12 protein-coding genes are annotated in these 17,228 nt (G+C 59.3%); 5 read left to right on the plus strand and 7 right to left on the minus strand.

The genetic code is table 11. The features are described 5' to 3' along the window. Positions 1-164 precede the first annotated feature (164 nt). Positions 165-1,628, minus strand: a complete 1,464-nt coding sequence (locus AC5SEM_RS16400) for a glyceraldehyde-3-phosphate dehydrogenase (protein WP_116030895.1) — start codon at positions 1,626-1,628, stop codon at positions 165-167. Between the two features lie 354 nt (positions 1,629-1,982). Here AC5SEM_RS16400 and mfd point away from each other — a divergent pair, with 354 nt between their 5' ends. Genes mfd through AC5SEM_RS16415 form a run of 3 tightly spaced genes read left to right on the plus strand, consistent with a single transcriptional unit; the run spans position 1,983 to position 8,711 of the window. Then, complete coding sequence (gene mfd, locus AC5SEM_RS16405) at positions 1,983-5,432, plus strand: transcription-repair coupling factor (RefSeq protein WP_368968777.1); 3,450 nt, start codon at positions 1,983-1,985, stop codon at positions 5,430-5,432. A 10-nt stretch (positions 5,433-5,442) separates the two neighbouring features. Beyond that, entirely contained in the window at positions 5,443-6,009 is a 567-nt protein-coding gene (locus AC5SEM_RS16410) for a CsiV family protein (protein WP_077573833.1), read from the plus strand. A gap of 11 nt (positions 6,010-6,020) precedes the next feature. Then, positions 6,021-8,711, plus strand: a complete 2,691-nt coding sequence (locus tag AC5SEM_RS16415; protein WP_495470842.1) for a DEAD/DEAH box helicase — start codon at positions 6,021-6,023, stop codon at positions 8,709-8,711. Positions 8,712-8,880: 169 nt separating this feature from the next. Here AC5SEM_RS16415 and AC5SEM_RS16420 read toward each other — a convergent pair whose 3' ends face one another. From AC5SEM_RS16420 to AC5SEM_RS16435, 4 genes are all read right to left on the minus strand, one after another. Beyond that, a complete protein-coding gene (locus AC5SEM_RS16420; RefSeq protein ID WP_495470843.1) occupies positions 8,881-12,174 on the minus strand; it encodes a DEAD/DEAH box helicase in 3,294 nt (1,097 codons plus the stop codon). A gap of 9 nt (positions 12,175-12,183) precedes the next feature. Next, entirely contained in the window at positions 12,184-12,921 is a 738-nt protein-coding gene (locus AC5SEM_RS16425; protein WP_016986745.1) for an S-methyl-5'-thioinosine phosphorylase, read from the minus strand. Positions 12,922-12,933: 12 nt separating this feature from the next. Further along, positions 12,934-13,944, minus strand: a complete 1,011-nt coding sequence (nagZ, locus tag AC5SEM_RS16430; RefSeq protein WP_116030902.1) for a beta-N-acetylhexosaminidase — start codon at positions 13,942-13,944, stop codon at positions 12,934-12,936. Between the two features lie 158 nt (positions 13,945-14,102). Next, positions 14,103-14,810 carry a TetR/AcrR family transcriptional regulator gene (locus tag AC5SEM_RS16435; RefSeq protein WP_007910473.1) on the minus strand — a complete coding sequence of 236 codons (708 nt, stop codon included), beginning with the start codon at positions 14,808-14,810 and terminating at the stop codon, positions 14,103-14,105. 229 nt (positions 14,811-15,039) lie between these two features. Here AC5SEM_RS16435 and lexA point away from each other — a divergent pair, with 229 nt between their 5' ends. Continuing rightward, entirely contained in the window at positions 15,040-15,648 is a 609-nt protein-coding gene (gene lexA / locus AC5SEM_RS16440; protein ID WP_003226590.1) for a transcriptional repressor LexA, read from the plus strand. A 10-nt stretch (positions 15,649-15,658) separates the two neighbouring features. Then, positions 15,659-16,132: an SOS-induced cell division inhibitor SulA gene (gene sulA / locus AC5SEM_RS16445; RefSeq protein WP_116030904.1), complete on the plus strand. Its 474-nt coding sequence runs from the start codon at positions 15,659-15,661 to the stop codon at positions 16,130-16,132. A gap of 94 nt (positions 16,133-16,226) precedes the next feature. On the opposite strand, the gene AC5SEM_RS16450 is transcribed toward sulA, so the two are convergent. Both AC5SEM_RS16450 and AC5SEM_RS16455 read right to left on the minus strand, forming a co-directional pair. Then, positions 16,227-16,460: a hypothetical protein gene (locus tag AC5SEM_RS16450; protein WP_003226592.1), complete on the minus strand. Its 234-nt coding sequence runs from the start codon at positions 16,458-16,460 to the stop codon at positions 16,227-16,229. Positions 16,461-16,566: 106 nt separating this feature from the next. Beyond that, positions 16,567-17,091: a DUF6586 family protein gene (locus AC5SEM_RS16455; RefSeq protein WP_007910470.1), complete on the minus strand. Its 525-nt coding sequence runs from the start codon at positions 17,089-17,091 to the stop codon at positions 16,567-16,569. Positions 17,092-17,228: the final 137 nt, after the last annotated feature.

The raw sequence follows: 17,228 nt of genomic DNA on the forward strand, positions 1-17,228 counted from the left end.
TTCGCGAGCAGGCTCGCTCCCACAGGGGATTTTCTGAGCGACACAGATCCAGTGTGGGAGCGAGCCTGCTCGCGAAGGGGCCGGTACTGACAACACAGCTCTAAAAGGCACACAAACAAAAACGCCCCGACCAAAGTCGGGGCGTTTTCATGTGCAGCTATCGCTTAGCGCGGGAACGCTGGCGGATTTACACCTGCCATGTCTTCCATCACGCGGATAACCTGGCAGCTGTAACCGAACTCGTTGTCGTACCAGACGTACAGAACAACGCGGTTGTCCTGAACGATGGTCGCTTCAGCGTCGACTACACCGGCGTGGCGCGAGCCAACGAAGTCAGTCGAAACCACTTCCTGCGAATTGACGAAGTCGATTTGCTTGTGCAGATCGGAGTGCAGCGCCATGTAGCGCAGGTACTCGTTCATCTCTTCACGGGTGGCGGCTTTCTCAAGGTTGAGGTTGAGAATGGCCATCGACACGTTTGGCGTCGGAACACGGATCGCGTTACCGGTCAGCTTGCCGGCCAGCTCAGGCAGGGCCTTGGCAGCAGCGGTGGCAGCACCGGTCTCGGTGATGACCATGTTCAGCGCGGCGCTACGACCACGGCGATCGCCTTTGTGGAAGTTGTCGATCAGGTTCTGGTCGTTGGTGTACGAGTGAACGGTTTCGACGTGACCGTTGATGATGCCGAACTTGTCGTTGACAGCTTTCAGCACCGGCACGATGGCGTTGGTGGTGCAGGAAGCGGCGGACACGATCTTGTCTTCAGCGGTGATTTCACCGTGGTTGATGCCGTGAACGATGTTCTTCAGCTTGCCCTTGCCAGGCGCGGTCAGAACAACGCGGTCAATGCCCGGGCACTGCAAGTGCTGACCCAGGCCATCGGCGTCACGCCATACACCGGTGTTGTCCACCAGCAGCGCGTCTTTGATGCCGTACTGGGTGTAATCCACTTCAGTCGGGTTCTTCGCGTAGATGACCTGGATCAGGTTACCGTTGGCGGTGATGGTGTTGTTTTCTTCGTCGATGGTGATGGTGCCATTGAACGAACCGTGTACCGAATCGCGACGCAGCAGGCTGGCGCGTTTGGTCAGGTCGTTTTCGGCGCCTTTGCGCACGACGATGGCACGCAGACGCAGGCCGTCGCCACCACCGGTTTTTTCGATCAGGATGCGCGCCAGCAGACGGCCGATACGACCGAAGCCGTACAGCACAACGTCGGTGCCTTTACGTGCGGAAGCGTTTTGCTGGCCAACCACGTCAGCCATCTCTTCACGAACGAACTGCTCGGCGCTGCGGCCATTGCCTTCGTTACGGAATTTGAACGCCAACTTGCCCAGATCTACCGAAGCCGCGCCGAGCTTGAGCTCGCTCATGGCTTTGAGCAGTGGGAATGTTTCGTGGACGGAGAGTTCGCTGTCGTCGGAAGAACGGTGGCGCGCAAAGCGGTGAGCTTTGAGAATCGCGATGACAGACTGGTTGATCAGGCTGCGGCCATAGATCGAGCTCACCACGTTGTTATTGCGGTAGAGCTGACCGATAAGCGGAATCATCGCTTCTGCGAGTGCTTCACGGTCGATCCATTCACCAAGACACTGGTCGGGCTTCTGAGTCACGGTAACCTTCCACATGTAGGGGCAGAAAAAAGGGGCTACATTATGCCGCCGACAACCTCCTGTAGCAATGCGCGCTTGTCGCGAAATCGGTAACAAAATTCCGTTCAAAAAAATTACGCCTCTCTCAAGCCCAGTAAAACCGGGGCTCTCAGCGCAGTCAATTTTTCGACGACTGTTAGACGATGTCTGTAACCCTCCGTAACACTAGCCACTTTCGGCACTACATAACCACAAAAAAACTGCTCGTTTTTATGGTTACCACTACATTTCGTCCAAACAGCGAAGATAGACGTAGTCTGCAACTGACAGGCGGCACCGGACGCCGCTACAATTACCGACTTTGTCGCAAAGCCTGGAGCTCAACCTTCCGTGCCCGTTCTGCGTCTACCGCTACTCCCTGCCGAGGCAGGTAAACAGCATTGGGGCAATCTGCCCGGTGCTGCCCTCAGCCTGGCGATTGCCGAGGCTGCCAGCGCTGCCAAGCGCTTCACCCTGCTACTGACCGCCGACAGCCAAAGTGCTGAACGACTGGAACAGGAGCTGAGTTTCTTCGCCCCGGATTTGCCCGTGCTGCATTTCCCCGACTGGGAAACCCTGCCCTACGACCTGTTCTCGCCGCACCAGGACATCATTTCCCAGCGCATCGCTAGCCTATATAGGCTGCCGGAGCTGGAACATGGCGTGCTGGTGGTGCCGATTACCACGGCATTGCATCGCTTGGCACCGACCAAGTTCCTGCTCGGCAGCAGTCTGGTACTGGATGTCGGCCAGAAGCTCGACGTTGAACAGATGCGCTCGCGACTCGAAGCCAGCGGCTATCGCTACGTCGACACGGTTTATGAGCACGGCGAGTTCACCGTACGCGGCGCGCTGATCGACCTGTTCCCGATGGGCAGCAAGTTGCCGTATCGCATCGATCTGTTCGATGACGAAATCGAGACCCTGCGCACCTTCGATCCGGAAAACCAGCGTTCCATCGACAAGGTCGATTCGGTCAAGCTGCTGCCGGCTCGTGAGTTTCCGCTGCAGAAAGACGCGGTCACCCGTTTCAAGGCACGCTTCCGCGAGCGTTTCGACGTCGACTTCCGGCGCTGCCCGATCTTTCAGGATCTGAGCAGCGGCATCACCCCAGCCGGTATCGAGTACTACCTGCCGCTGTTCTTCGACGAAACCTCGACGCTGTTCGATTACCTGCCGCAAGACACGCAAGTGTTCTCGCTGCCGGGCATCGAGCAAGCGGCGGAGAATTTCTGGAACGATGTGCGCAATCGCTATGAAGAGCGCCGCGTCGATCCATCGCGTCCTTTATTGCCACCCGCTGAATTGTTCCTGCCGGTAGAAGACTGCTTTGCTCGCTTGAAGAGCTGGCCACGCGTGGTCGCCAGCCAGCAAGACGTGGAAACCGGCGTCGGCCGCGAGCGCTTCCCCGCGCAGGCTCTGCCGAATCTGGCGATTGAAGCCAAAGCCACGCAACCGCTGGCAGCGCTGTCGGCATTTCTCGATGAATTCCCCGGTCGCGTGTTGTTCACCGCCGAATCCGCGGGCCGTCGCGAAGTGCTGCTGGAGTTGCTTGAACGCCTGAAGCTGCGGCCGAAAACCGTTGACAGCTGGCCGGACTTCGTCGCGAGCAAGGATCGTCTGGCGATCACCATTGCCCCGCTCGACGAAGGCCTGATGCTCGATGACCCGGCGCTGGCGCTGGTCGCGGAAAGTCCGCTGTTCGGCCAACGCGTGATGCAGCGTCGTCGCCGCGAGAAGCGCAGCGACGTCAGCAATGACGCGGTGATCAAAAACCTCACCGAGCTGCGTGAAGGCGCGCCGGTGGTGCACATCGATCATGGTGTCGGCCGTTATCTGGGCCTGACCATTCTGGAAATCGACAATCAGGCTGCCGAATTCCTCACCCTCGAATACGCCGAGAACGCCAAGCTTTACGTGCCGGTGGCCAACCTGCATTTGATTGCGCGCTACACCGGCAGCGACGATGCCCTGGCCCCGCTGCACCGCCTCGGCTCCGAGGTTTGGCAGAAAGCCAAACGCAAAGCCGCCGAACAGGTGCGCGACGTTGCCGCTGAATTGCTCGACATCTATGCCCGCCGCGCTGCTCGCGAAGGCTACGCATTTGCCGACCCGAAAGCCGATTACGCGACGTTCAGCGCCGGTTTCCCGTTCGAAGAAACCCCGGATCAGCAGTCGACCATCGAAGCCGTGCGCGAAGACATGCTCGCGCCGAAACCGATGGATCGACTGGTCTGCGGCGACGTCGGTTTCGGCAAGACCGAAGTGGCCATGCGCGCGGCGTTCATCGCCGTGCACGGCGGTCGTCAGGTGGCGATCCTGGTGCCGACCACCCTCCTCGCCCAGCAGCACTACAACAGCTTCCGCGATCGCTTCGCCGACTGGCCGGTGACCGTAGAAGTAATGAGCCGCTTCAAATCGGCCAAGGAAGTGAACGCAGCGATCGCCGATCTGGCGGAAGGCAAGATCGACATCGTCATCGGCACGCACAAACTGCTGTCCGACGACGTCAAAATCAAGAATCTCGGGCTGGTGATCATCGACGAAGAACACCGTTTCGGTGTCCGTCAGAAAGAACAGCTCAAGGCCCTGCGCAGCGAAGTCGACATTCTCACGCTGACCGCGACGCCGATTCCGCGCACGCTGAACATGGCGGTGTCGGGCATGCGCGACCTGTCGATCATCGCCACGCCGCCGGCACGACGCCTGTCGGTGCGCACCTTCGTCATGGAGCAGAACAAGAGCACGGTCAAAGAGGCCTTGCTCCGCGAACTGCTGCGTGGCGGTCAGGTTTACTACCTGCACAACGACGTGAAAACCATCGAGAAATGCGCCGCCGATCTCGCCGAACTGGTACCGGAAGCACGTATCGGCATCGGTCACGGGCAGATGCGCGAACGCGAACTCGAACAGGTGATGAGCGACTTCTATCACAAGCGCTTCAACGTGCTGATAGCCTCGACCATCATCGAGACCGGCATTGACGTGCCGAGCGCCAACACCATCATCATCGAGCGCGCCGACAAATTCGGTCTGGCGCAACTGCACCAGTTGCGTGGTCGCGTCGGCCGTAGTCACCACCAGGCTTACGCCTACCTGCTGACGCCGCCGCGCCAGCAAATCACCTCGGACGCGGAAAAGCGTCTGGAGGCGATCGCTAACACTCAGGATCTCGGTGCCGGTTTCGTCCTGGCGACCAACGACCTGGAAATCCGTGGCGCCGGCGAACTGCTCGGCGATGGCCAGAGCGGGCAGATTCAGGCTGTGGGTTTCACGCTGTATATGGAAATGCTTGAGCGCGCGGTGAAGTCGATCCGCAAGGGCGAGCAACCTAACCTCGATCAACCGCTGGGCGGTGGCCCGGAAGTCAACCTGCGGGTGCCGGCGCTGATTCCGGAAGACTATCTGCCGGACGTTCACGCGCGCCTGATTCTGTACAAGCGCATCGCTTCGGCTACCGACGAGGAAGGGCTGAAGGATCTGCAAGTCGAGATGATCGACCGCTTCGGTCTGCTGCCGGAACCGACGAAGAATCTGGTGCGCATCACGGCATTGAAGCTGCAGGCTGAGCAGTTGGGCATCAAGAAAGTCGATGGCGGCCCGCAAGGTGGACGCATCGAATTCGAAGCGCAAACGCCGGTCGATCCGATGACGCTGATCAAGCTGATCCAGAGCCAGCCGAAACGCTACAAATTCGAAGGTGCGACGATGTTCAAGTTCCAGGTGCCGATGGAACGCCCGGAAGAGCGCTTTAATACTGTAGAGGCGCTGTTTGAGCGCCTCCTCCCGAAATCTGTTTGAAGGACGCCCAATGCGCCTGTTTCGTTCGCTGACTTTGCTGCTGACTTTGGCAGTCCCTTCGGTTTATGCCGACGACCTGTATCAGGTCGAAATGATTCTGGTCCGGCAGAACGCCGTGCCGGCGATCGTCAGCCGTGCCGCGCCGGAAGACTGGGCCGCTGGCGCCCAGCGCCTGGCCGATGACAGCCAGCGCACACCTGCGCTGAATGATGTGGTCACCAAGCTCACCGCCAGCGGCGACTACAGCGTGCTGATGCACAAGGCCTGGCAGCAAACCCTCGGCGAAGCACCGGCGAAAGTCGCGGTCAGCGACGGTCAGGAGCAGTTCGGCCAGTTCCCGATCGAGGGCACGCTGGAAATGAAACTGGGGCGTTTCACCGATGTGAACGCCGACTTCTGGGTCAATCAGATCGACGCCAATGGCCTGGTCACCGCCAGCGAGCGCCTGAAACAGGACAGTCACACCAAGAACGGCCAACTCAACTATCTCGACAATGGCCATCTGGCCCTGCTGATCAAGATCACTTCCCTGACCGCGCCTGCGCCACGGGAAGCACCTGAAGCGATTCCGGACTGATCGAAGTCCTTATGAACCCGCCGCTGAGTAAACCGTTGGCGCCCTCCTGGGTCAGCCGATTCAAGGAACAGAGCCTAGAGCGTGGCCGCCGCTACGCCGTGGAAAACCGGGTACGTATCGCCCAGGTCGGCGATGCGACCATCACCGCCAGTTGCGAAGGCTCTGGCGGTAACGTGTACCGTCAGACCATTCACCTGCGCGAGTCAGCCAAAGGCACCTTGCTGCTGGTCGATGCCGGCTGCACCTGCCCGGTGCGTACCAATTGCAAACACTGCGCCGCCGTCTTGCTGAAAGTGCAGGAAACCCTCGATTACCCCGCCGCCGCCAAAGACGCCGAACTGCTGGAAAAGCTGCAAGCCGTGCTGGAAAACCGCAGCCCGAAAGCGCCACCGCAAGTGTTGGTCGATAACGTGCAGCCGTTGCCACGTCTGTGGCTGGCCAGTGTCGAGTTCAGCGCTTTCGAACCGCGCAACGGCAAGATGCAGCGCTACATTCAGCATCGCGCGGCGCTATCGTTCAGTTATCTCGACGAATACGTCAGCGGACAGAAGAACAGCGACATCCTGATTCGCCAGGAAACCCAGACGCTGCGGATAAAACGTCATCCGGAAGTCGAACAGTCCTACCGTGAACAGTTAAGAATCCTCGGTTTTCGCATCGCCACACGCCAGAGCAAAGCGCTGCCGGAAAGCGCGGGCGAACTGTATGAGATGGTCAATGACAGCGCCTGGCTGACCTTCACTCTTAACGATCTGCCGAAACTGCGCAGCCAAGGTTGGGAGCTGCAGATCGACGAGGAATTCGGTTTTGACCTGACCGCTGTTGATGACTGGTACGCCACGGTCGAACAGGTGCCGGAGCGCGACTGGTTTGATCTGGAACTGGGAATCATCGTTAACGGTGAGCGTCTTAGCCTGTTGCCGATTCTGCTCAACCTGATGCGCTCGCACGCGGAGATCCTCAACCCGGAACGCCTCGCGCGCCGTCGCGATGACGAGTTGATTCTGGTCAATATTCCGCAGCGCAACACCGAGCACGGGCCACTGCAGGTGGCGTTGCCGCTAGGCCGGTTGAAACCAGTGCTGATGACGCTCGGCGAGTTCTATCTGCAGGAACCGGGCGAAACCACCCTGCGCCTGAGCAAGGCCGATGCCACCCGCCTCAATTCGCTGGAAGGCCTGCCGCTGCTGTGGGAGGGTGGCGAGCAGATCCGCACGTTGGCTCAGCGCCTGCGCGATATTCGTGATTTCAGCGTTGAAGCGCCGCAAGGCCTGAACGCGACGCTGCGCCCGTATCAACTTGAAGGCTTGAGCTGGATGCAGTCGCTGCGGCAACTGGAGGTCGGCGGGATTCTTGCGGATGACATGGGTCTGGGTAAAACCCTGCAGACTCTGGCGCATATTCTCAGTGAGAAAAACGCCGGTCGCCTCGATCGCCCGTGCATGGTGGTGATGCCGACCAGTCTGATTCCGAACTGGCTCGATGAGGCGGCGCACTTCACGCCGCAACTGAAAGTGGTTGCGCTGTACGGCGCCACGCGCAAAAAGCACTTCGACAATCTCGCGGATTACGACCTGATCCTCACCACCTACGCGCTGCTGCCCAAAGACGTCGAACGTCTCGCCAGGCAGCCGCTGCATGTGTTGGTGCTGGATGAAGCGCAGTACATCAAGAACCCCAACAGCAAAGCCGCTCAAGCCGCCCGTGAGCTGAATGCGCGCCAGCGTCTGTGCCTGAGCGGTACGCCGCTGGAAAACCACCTGGGCGAGCTGTGGTCGCTGTTCCACTTCCTGCTGCCGGGCTGGCTAGGCGACGTGAAAAGCTTCAACGCCGATTACCGCGTGCCGATTGAAAAGCGCGGCAGTGAAGTCAGACTTCAGCACCTTAACGGTAGGATAAAACCGTTCCTGCTGCGCCGCACCAAAGAGCAGGTCGCCACCGAGTTGCCGCCGAAAACCGAGATCATCCACTGGGTCGATCTCAACGAAGCGCAGCGCGATGTGTACGAAACCATGCGCTTGGCGATGGACAAGAAAGTCCGCGACGAGATCACCCGCAAAGGCGTGGCGCGCAGTCAGATCATCATTCTTGAGGCGCTGCTCAAGCTGCGTCAGGTTTGCTGCGATCTGCGTCTGGTCAACGACGCCACCCTGCCCGCTCGCGGCAGCACCTCGGGCAAGCTCGACAGCCTGATGGAAATGCTCGAGGAGCTGTTCGAGGAAGGCCGGCGGATCCTGCTGTTTTCGCAGTTCACCTCGATGCTGTCCTTGATCGAAGAAGAGCTGAAAAAACGTAACGTTTCCTACGCACTGTTGACCGGCCAGACCCGCGATCGACGTACTCCGGTGAAGGAATTCCAGAGCGGCAAGCGTCAGATCTTTCTGATCAGTCTGAAGGCTGGTGGCGTGGGCTTGAACCTGACGGAAGCGGATACGGTGATTCACTATGACCCGTGGTGGAACCCGGCAACCGAGAATCAGGCGACGGATCGGGCGTATCGGATTGGTCAGGAGAAACCGGTGTTCGTTTACAAGATGATTGCCCGGGGCACGGTGGAAGAAAAGATTCAGCACCTGCAGAAGGAAAAATCCGACTTGGCGGCCGGCGTGCTGGATGGGCGCAAGGCCGGGGACTGGAAGTTGCAGAGTGATGATATCGAAGCGCTGTTTGCGCCGTTGCCGGACAAGCTCGATAAGCGTTGATATCTGCAGTGCTAGTTAAATAGTTTTCGCGAGCAGGCTCGCTCCCACACTGGATCTGTGGCATTCACCAATCCAGTGTTCACAGGGATCCTGTGAATCACACAAATCTAATGTGGGAGCGAGCCTGCTCGCGAATGGCTCACCTCGGTCTAACGGTTAAAACCCAGGCTCAAACCTTGGATACAGGCAACGGCGCAAATAGCGCCTCGATGTCACTCTGCTCCAGCTTCCAGCCACCTGTTGTCCCGCCCTCAAGCACCGCCCCGGCCAACGCTGCTTTTTCCTGCTGCAACGCCTGGATTTTTTCCTCTACTGTGCCGCGAGCGATCAGCTTGTAAACGAACACCGGGTTGTTTTGCCCGATTCGATACGCACGATCGGTGGCCTGATTTTCCACCGCCGGGTTCCACCAAGGGTCGAAGTGGATCACCGTGTCCGCAGCGGTCAGGTTCAAACCGGTCCCCCCGGCCTTCAGACTGATCAGAAACAACGGCACCTTGCCGCCCTGAAAATCCTTCACCGGTGTGCGCCGATCCGTGGTGTCACCGGTCAGCAGCGAATAGGCAATATCACGTTGCTGCAATTCTTCCTCGATCAAGGCGAGCATCGAAGTGAACTGGGAAAACAGCAGGATCCGGCGACCTTCGCCCAGCAACTCCTCGAGCATCTCCATCAAGCTGACCAGCTTGCCACTGCCGGAACGCAGTGCCTTCGCCGTTATCGGCATGTTGATCAGGCGCAAGTCGCAACAGACCTGACGCAGCTTGAGCAAGGCATCAAGAATGATGATCTGACTGCGCGCCACGCCACTGCGGGCAATTTCGTCGCGGACTTTTTTGTCCATCGCCACGCGAACCGTTTCATAGACATCACGCTGGCCGTCGCTGAGATCCACCCAATGGACAATTTCGGTTTTCGGTGGCAACTCGGTGGCGACCTGGTCCTTTTTGCGGCGCAGCAAAAACGGCTTGATGCGCGCTGTCAGGTGCTGCATGCGCTGAACATTGCCGTGCTTCTCGATTGGCGTGCGGTAATCGCGATTGAAAGACTTGCTGTCGCCGAGCCAACCGGGCATGAGGAAATGAAACTGCGACCAAAGCTCGCCCAAGTGGTTTTCCAAAGGCGTGCCGCTCAGGCACAAGCGCTGGCGGGCCTGCAGGTCACGGGCCGCTTGCGCCGCTTTGCTGATCGGGTTTTTGATGTTCTGCGCTTCGTCGAGAATCAGTACGCTCCACAGCTGCGGCTGCAAGGTCTCCAAATCCCTTGGCAGCAACGCGTAAGTGGTCAGCACCAGATCGTACTCAGCCAGTTCAGCGAAATCCTTTTGCCGCCCCGAGCCGTGCAGCGCCAATACTTTCAACTGGGGGGTGAAACGCTCGGCCTCGTCGAGCCAGTTGGGAATCAGGCTGGTCGGCATCACCGCCAGTGCCGGGCAATCAAGGCGACCGGCGTGTTTTTCCGTGAGCAGATGCGCCAAGGTCTGCAGCGTTTTGCCCAGCCCCATGTCATCGCCCAGAATGCCGCCGACCTCAAGCTCGCGCAGGGTCTGCATCCAGTTCAGGCCTTCGAGCTGATAGGGGCGCAGTTGCGCGTTAAGGCCGGCCGGCGCAACGACCTGGGTGTGAATGGAATTCTGCAAGCGCTTGGCGAAGGTGCGTAGCCGCTCGCCGCCCTGCCAATCCAGCGGCACGCCATCGAGCATACTCAAGCGCGCGGCATCCGGGACACTCAAGCGCAGTACATCGCCCTGATGACCGCCCAAGTACAACTCGCCCAGCGTGGCCATCAGCGGTTTGACCCGACTCAGCGGCAGCGCGACCTTGGCGCCTGAAGGGTCGCCAAAACCGCTGGGTTTCAGTTCGATCAGGAGTTTTTCGTCATCGCTGCGTTGTGCCAGATTGACCGGGTCAAGCAAGCGCGGCTGGGTGCGCAACAAGTGCAGAAGGATTGGTAGCAAGCTGTAGCGCTGGCCATTGACGACGATACCCAACTGCAAATCAAACCACTGATGCCCAGCCTCTTCTTCGACCTCGGCGTACCAATGCTCAACCGGTTGCACATTGAAATGAAAGCCGGGACTCATCTCCACTTCCCAGTTCGAGGCGCGCAATGTGGCAAGCCCTTCGTGCATAAACCCGAGCCAGGCGGAATCATCCGGCAACGTAAACATCTCGCCGGGACGATCCAGCGAGCTCTTGCGCGTGGCTTTCTTGAAGCCGAGCTTTTGCAGGATCTGGCGCAGTTTCTTTTCCACCGCAGGCTGGCGTTGAATGCGCTGGGTTTCGGTACCGTTGAGGATCATCACTTCCGGGTTGCGATCCACCGTCGGTTGGCCGTTGTAGGTAAACATCAGGGCGGCGCGGTGCTCAAGAATGTATTCCCAGCGCGAGCGCTCCCGACCGCTGACGAGGGTGAGTTGCGGCTGCGGAAGTACGTCGTCGATGACTCGTTCGGTCAATTGGTGGGGCGGCGGGATTCTCGTCGCGGCGCTCATGCGGTGGCTGAACTGCATCGCCTGACGCGCCGGAATATCCGGTGCCAGCGTCAAATGGCTGGCCAGTTTTTTTTCCAGTTCATTGAACAGAGGGCCAATCTGCCGCTGTTCACGATCCAGGTAATAAAGCGGCTCCAGCGCCAGCACGGTTTCCTGCGCAGCCTCGGCACTGCTCCACTGCGCACGGAAACCGCCGTCTGCCTGCTCGGCCCAAGCGAACTGGCCGATGCGCTTCGCTCCCGGCACCAACGGTCGCAGATCCTCGAAATCGAGGAACAGCCGCGAGGTGCGCAGGAGCATTTCCAGCAGTTCGGCGCCGCTGCTGCCTTCCAGCGGATAGCCGCTGTAATAGGCGTGATGGGAGTGCATGGCAACCAGCAGCCTGGCGACGCGCAGATCCAGCTCGGACAGGTAGCCGGGCTGACGCATGAGCATTTCCGCTAGCGAATACATCGGTTTGACTTCGCGTAACTCGCCGCTCTTGAGCTGGGAGACCTTGAAAATATCGAGCAGCCACTTGCCGCTCACTGACGTTGGCTTGAGCTTGTAAAACAGGCGCGTGCCTGCGGCTTGTGCGCCTTCTTCGGCGGGCTTGGCCGGCACGGGAATCGTCGAAAGCCAATGTTCCAGCGCCCGCCCCAAAGGGATCTGTGCGTCACTTTCAGACACTTCATGATCACTGCCCTGCAGGTGATAGAGCACCGCAGCGCAGTGTTTGCAGTCGATTGAGACAGGACAGGTACACAGGCAACGCAAGTTGACCGAACCCAACCGATCTTCGGACAGGTAAATGGTTTGTTCATACGCCTGATTTTCCGAACCGACGCAGAACGCCTCGATCTTCCTGTCATCGATCTCGATGATCTCTACCCGATCATCGGCGGCATAAGCCCGGGCCTTGGCCAGCGCGCTGCTAGTGAATACCCGGGGCCAGGCCAATGACTTAAGCCGTTCGATGAGAATGCTCATGGGCAGTCCTTAGCCGGCCAACACCCGCGCCAACGCCGACTTCACCTTGCCCATGCCATCGTGCAAGGCCTGCTCGATCTCGGCCATGGTGATTACTTCGGTGGTTTTGCCCGCCGCCGGGTTCACCACCAGCGCCAGACAGGCGTAATCCAGATCCAGCTCGCGGGCCAGTGCCGCTTCCGGCATGCCGGTCATGCCGACGATGTCGCAGCCATCACGTTCCAGACGCACGATCTCGGCGACCGTTTCCAGACGCGGGCCCTGAGTGCAGGCATACACGCCTTGATCGCTGTACTCGCAACCTTCAGCAGCCACAGCGGCGATCAATTGCTGACGCAACGGCTCGCTGTAGGGAAAGCTGAAGTCGATGTGGGTGACGTGTTCCAGGTCATCGGCGAAAAAGGTGTGCTCGCGCCCGCTGGTGTAGTCGACGATCTGGTGCGGCACGCAGAAATGCCCGGTGCCCATCGCCGGATGAATCCCGCCCACGGCGTTTACAGCGATGATCGCTTCGGCACCAGCCTGCTTCAACGCCCACAGGTTGGCGCGGTAGTTGACCTTGTGCGGCGGGAAGCGATGCGGGTGGCCGTGACGGGCGAGAAACAACACTTCCTTGCCGGCGTACTCGCCGATCTGCACGTCGGCCGATGGCGCGCCGTAGGGCGTGTCCACTGCCAGCGATTGGCGAATGGTCAGGCCTTCGAGTTGGGTCAGGCCGGTGCCACCGATGATTGCGTAAACCGTCATAGCGAAAAATCCTTAATCGATCAGTTGAGCGTCTTTGAGCGCGCCGATGGCGGTGAGCCAGCGCGGATCCTGACGGTAATCGGTGCTGGCGAATGCCTGACCGCGCATACGGGCAATTCGGGCCGATGGCTTGACCTTCATGCGTTGCGCGGCGCTCAAGGCGAGCTCTGCGGCAGCGCGGTCGTTGCAGACCAGGCCCATGTCGCAACCGGCAGTCAGTGCGGCTTCAATGCGACTGGCGGCGTCGCCGACCACGTGAGCACCGGCCATCGACAGGTCGTCGCTGAAAATCACGCCGTCGAACTGCAACTCGCCGCGCAGGATGTCCTGCAACCAGCGGCGAGAGAAGCCGGCGGGCTGCGAATCGACCTGCGGATAGATGACGTGCGCTGGCATGATCGCGGCCAGTTGCTTGCTGAGTCTGGCGAACGGCACGAGGTCGTTGGCGCGGATTTCGTCGAGACTGCGCTCGTCGTTGGGGATCGCGACATGGGAATCCGCTTCTGCCCAGCCGTGGCCAGGGAAGTGTTTGCCGGTGGCCGCCATGCCGGCGCTGTTCATGCCGCGAATGAACGCTCCGGCGAGCAGTGCCGCGCGCTCGGGATCACCTTCGAACGAACGGGTGCCAACGACGGCGCTGCGCTGGTAATCCAGATCGAGCACCGGGGCGAAGCTCAGGTCGAGCCCGACCGCGAGTACTTCGGTGGCCATGATCCAGCCGCATTGCTCGGCGAGGTATTCGGCATTCGGGTTATCGGCGATGGCACGCATGGCCGGCAGACGCACAAAGCCCTGACGCAGACGCTGCACGCGACCGCCCTCTTGATCAACTGCCAACAGCAGATCCGGGCGAATCGCGCGAATCGATGCGCTGAGTTCACGCACCTGACGTGGATGCTCGATGTTACGCGCGAAAATGATCAGGCCGCCCACTTCGGGCTGACGCAACAATTGGCGATCTTCGGCCGTCAGCCAAGTACCGGCGACGTCCACCATCAACGAGCCTTGCAGGCCAGCAGTCATAGAGATTCCTTGAAAACGAAAAACCCGACCCGCAGGAAATCGCTACCGTGAGCCATGCTCGGCAGGTTGGCAATTTCTATGGATTTCGGGTTCAGAACGAGAGTCGGCATGGGCGGCTAGCTTAGCGGATACAAGCTGCCGCGCCCACCCGTGTGCGGTTAAACCTTGGCGGCGACCGGCGTTGATTTGCTGCGCGGACGCAGTTGTGCGGTGGCCATGGCGGCATCGGTGACGCCGGTTTCGGCGCGCATCCCTGCAGCGAGGAACGGCACCATCAGACGCATCACTTGTTCGATGGAAGTGTTGACGCCGAAGTCGGTCTCGGCGATCGCGCGCAAAGCCTTGATGCCGGACATGCTGAACGCGGCAGCACCGAGCATGAAGTGCACGCGCCAGAACAGCTCGATCGGCGGAATGCGTGGTGCGGCTTCGTTGACCAGCAACATGTAGCGACGGAAAACCTTGCCGTACATGTCTTCCAGATAACGACGCAAGTGGCCCTGGCTCTGGCTGAACGCGAGGCCGAGCAAACGCATGAAGATCGACAAGTCGTTGCCGCTGCGTGGCTGAACCACGAGGGCTTGCTCGACGAGGATTTCCAGAAGCTCTTCAAGAGTTGGCTTGTTTTCAGGCTTGGCCTGGCGGCGCTCCAGCTCTTTGTCGAGGCTGATGCAGAACGGCCCGAGGAAGCGCGAAAAAACCGCCTGGATCAGGGCTTTTTTCGAACCGAAGTGATAGTTCACCGCTGCCAGATTGACGCCAGCCTTGCTGGTGATCAAACGCAATGAGGTTTCAGCGAAACCTTTCTCCGCGAACAACTGCTCGGCAGCATCAAGAATGCGTTCAACGGTTTCCGACTGGGCCATGGCTACTCCGCCTGACAAACACTTGTTTGAAACATACGTTTCAGCCTGTGCCTTGTCAAGCCTGCCGGTTCGTTTTGGGAATGGTCGGTCAGCTATTTAACCACACAAGACCGATGCATTAATAAGCAAGGCTGCCGACCGTCTGGCGGCCGGCAAAAAAACGGGCATTGCCAAGGACGCTTCACTGTATATAATCCCAGTCACTGTATAAAAAGACAGAGCGATCAATATGCTAAAGCTGACGCCACGCCAAGCCGAGATTCTGGCCTTCATCAAACGTTGCCTCGAAGACAACGGCTACCCGCCAACCCGCGCGGAAATCGCTCAGGAACTGGGCTTCAAGTCGCCGAACGCGGCAGAAGAACATCTCAAGGCACTGGCCCGCAAAGGCGCCATCGAGATGACCCCAGGGGCTTCGCGCGGTATTCGCATTCCCGGCTTCGAAGCCAAGGCCGACGACTCTACCCTGCCGATCATTGGCCGGGTCGCTGCCGGCGCGCCGATCCTCGCCCAGCAGCACATCGAAGAGTCCTGCAATATCAATCCGGCCTTCTTTCATCCACGTGCCGACTATCTGTTGCGCGTACACGGGATGAGCATGAAGGACATCGGCATTTTCGACGGTGACCTCCTCGCCGTGCACACCACCCGCGAAGCCCGTAATGGCCAGGTCGTCGTCGCTCGCATCGGCGATGAAGTGACCGTCAAACGCTTCAAGCGTGAAGGCAGCAAGGTCTGGCTGATTGCCGAAAACCCTGAGTTCGCCCCTATCGAAGTCGACCTGAAAGATCAGGAACTGGTGATCGAAGGCTTGAGTGTCGGCGTCATTCGCCGCTAAAGGAGGCTTTATGCAGTTCCCACACACCCCTCAGCAAACACAACTGCCTTTATTCGAAGCGTTTCTGGCACAACCGATGGCGCCGATCCTCAAAGAGGTCGTCGAGCGCCCGTGGATTGCTGAACCTGAAGTATTCAGCGAGCTGTCACTGCGCGGTGCTACCGGGAACTGCCTGAACCTGCTTGCCCCGATCCTTCGCGAACTCAGTGAAGATCAGGACGCACGCTGGCTGACGCTGATAGCGCCTCCTGCGAGCCTGACCCAAACATGGCTGCGGGATGCCGGTTTGAATCGCGAGCGTATTCTGCTGCTGCAACCAAGAGGCGCTCAAAGCGCTCAGCAACTGGCATGCGAAGCCCTGAAGCTGGGTCGCAGTCATACCGTAGTCACTTGGCTCAACCCGCTGAACGCAAATTCACGGCAACAACTGATCAACGCCGCACGCACGGGCGATGCTCAGAGCCTGAATATTCGTTTGGGTTGATTGGTGCTTACACGCGCTGTGTGAAGCGCAGGGCTTCTCCAGGGACAGAGAAGCCGATCTGAAGCGGTAACGTCAAAAAGTAAAAAGACGGGGATCAATGAAGAACCCGCGGCCCTTCTTCCTTATCAAACTCGCCTTCGACCATGCGACCGGCCATTTGCACGCCGACGCTTAACATCGCCTTGGCGATCTCCACATGCTGACCTTGCAGGAACGCCTTGGCATCCTCGGAGAAATCCAGCGTCACCAGAGAACCCTCGTCCTCGGCCCTGCGCAGCTCGATTCGGCCGTCGGGTAACTCGACAATTTCTAGAAAGGACGTTGGCATATAGGTCTGTTCTCCACGAAAGGCAGGGATTATATAGACATCATTCAGGCTTCGCTCGGGATCTTGACCAGCAGCATGTTTCAGATTGCCACCGTGTCAATCGCCCTCAGCACTCGTTCAAGCCTTCGCGGAAACGTATCGCCAGACCTTTCAAGTTCTGCCGCCAGCTCTCCAGCTCCTCTCGACTCAACTCTTCTGGCGCTTCTTCTTCGTCCAGATTAATCGCCTGAATCAACGGTTGCGTCACATCACCCTTCGGCTTGTGCGGCACTCGTGGCGGTTGAAACAGCGCCGAATGCGCTGCCAGCAGTTTCGCCAACCAGGTTTCAGAATTGCCCGCCAACTCAACCATTTCGGCCAGTTCGGGAATTGCGATCGACTCCAGCACTTCACGCGTCAGCAGCATCTCGGCCCGCGGCGCATTGGCCTGCGGCAGACGATAGAAACCCGCGATCTCATGACAAAGCCCCAGCAAGGCCCCGTACAGGTGAAACAGCGCCGATTCACGCCCAGCCTGAATCAACGCCAGAGAATTCATCGCACGCCCTTCTTCAGCACGAGCCAAGGCTTCGAGCGACAGGCCGGCGAAATAGATCTTCTGATTGGTACGGGTATAGAGTTCGTGAGCCATGACGGCGCTCTCCACAACGAAATAATTGCTTCACACAGGCCGGACAGTGTCGTGGATCAGCCAATCCCACCGCAAGCACAAAACAAAAAGGCCGCCTGAAAACCCAAGGGTTCTCATGCGGCCTTTCAGTATCAGGC

This window comes from Pseudomonas sp. CH61 (assembly GCF_059429415.1).

Excerpts from the sequence above, each read along its gene's own strand:
- AC5SEM_RS16410 (WP_077573833.1), top strand. The coding sequence starts at position 5,443 with ATGCGCCTGTTTCGTTCGCTGACTTTGCTGCTGACTTTGGCAGTCCCT.
- AC5SEM_RS16455 (WP_007910470.1), bottom strand. The coding sequence starts at position 17,091 with ATGGCTCACGAACTCTATACCCGTACCAATCAGAAGATCTATTTCGCC.
- lexA (WP_003226590.1), top strand. The coding sequence starts at position 15,040 with ATGCTAAAGCTGACGCCACGCCAAGCCGAGATTCTGGCCTTCATCAAA.
- AC5SEM_RS16420 (WP_495470843.1), bottom strand. The coding sequence starts at position 12,174 with ATGAGCATTCTCATCGAACGGCTTAAGTCATTGGCCTGGCCCCGGGTA.
- sulA (WP_116030904.1), top strand. The coding sequence starts at position 15,659 with ATGCAGTTCCCACACACCCCTCAGCAAACACAACTGCCTTTATTCGAA.
- nagZ (WP_116030902.1), bottom strand. The coding sequence starts at position 13,944 with ATGACTGCTGGCCTGCAAGGCTCGTTGATGGTGGACGTCGCCGGTACT.
- AC5SEM_RS16415 (WP_495470842.1), top strand. The coding sequence starts at position 6,021 with ATGAACCCGCCGCTGAGTAAACCGTTGGCGCCCTCCTGGGTCAGCCGA.
- AC5SEM_RS16400 (WP_116030895.1), bottom strand. The coding sequence starts at position 1,628 with ATGTGGAAGGTTACCGTGACTCAGAAGCCCGACCAGTGTCTTGGTGAA.
- AC5SEM_RS16425 (WP_016986745.1), bottom strand. The coding sequence starts at position 12,921 with ATGACGGTTTACGCAATCATCGGTGGCACCGGCCTGACCCAACTCGAA.
- AC5SEM_RS16435 (WP_007910473.1), bottom strand. The coding sequence starts at position 14,810 with ATGGCCCAGTCGGAAACCGTTGAACGCATTCTTGATGCTGCCGAGCAG.
- AC5SEM_RS16450 (WP_003226592.1), bottom strand. The coding sequence starts at position 16,460 with ATGCCAACGTCCTTTCTAGAAATTGTCGAGTTACCCGACGGCCGAATC.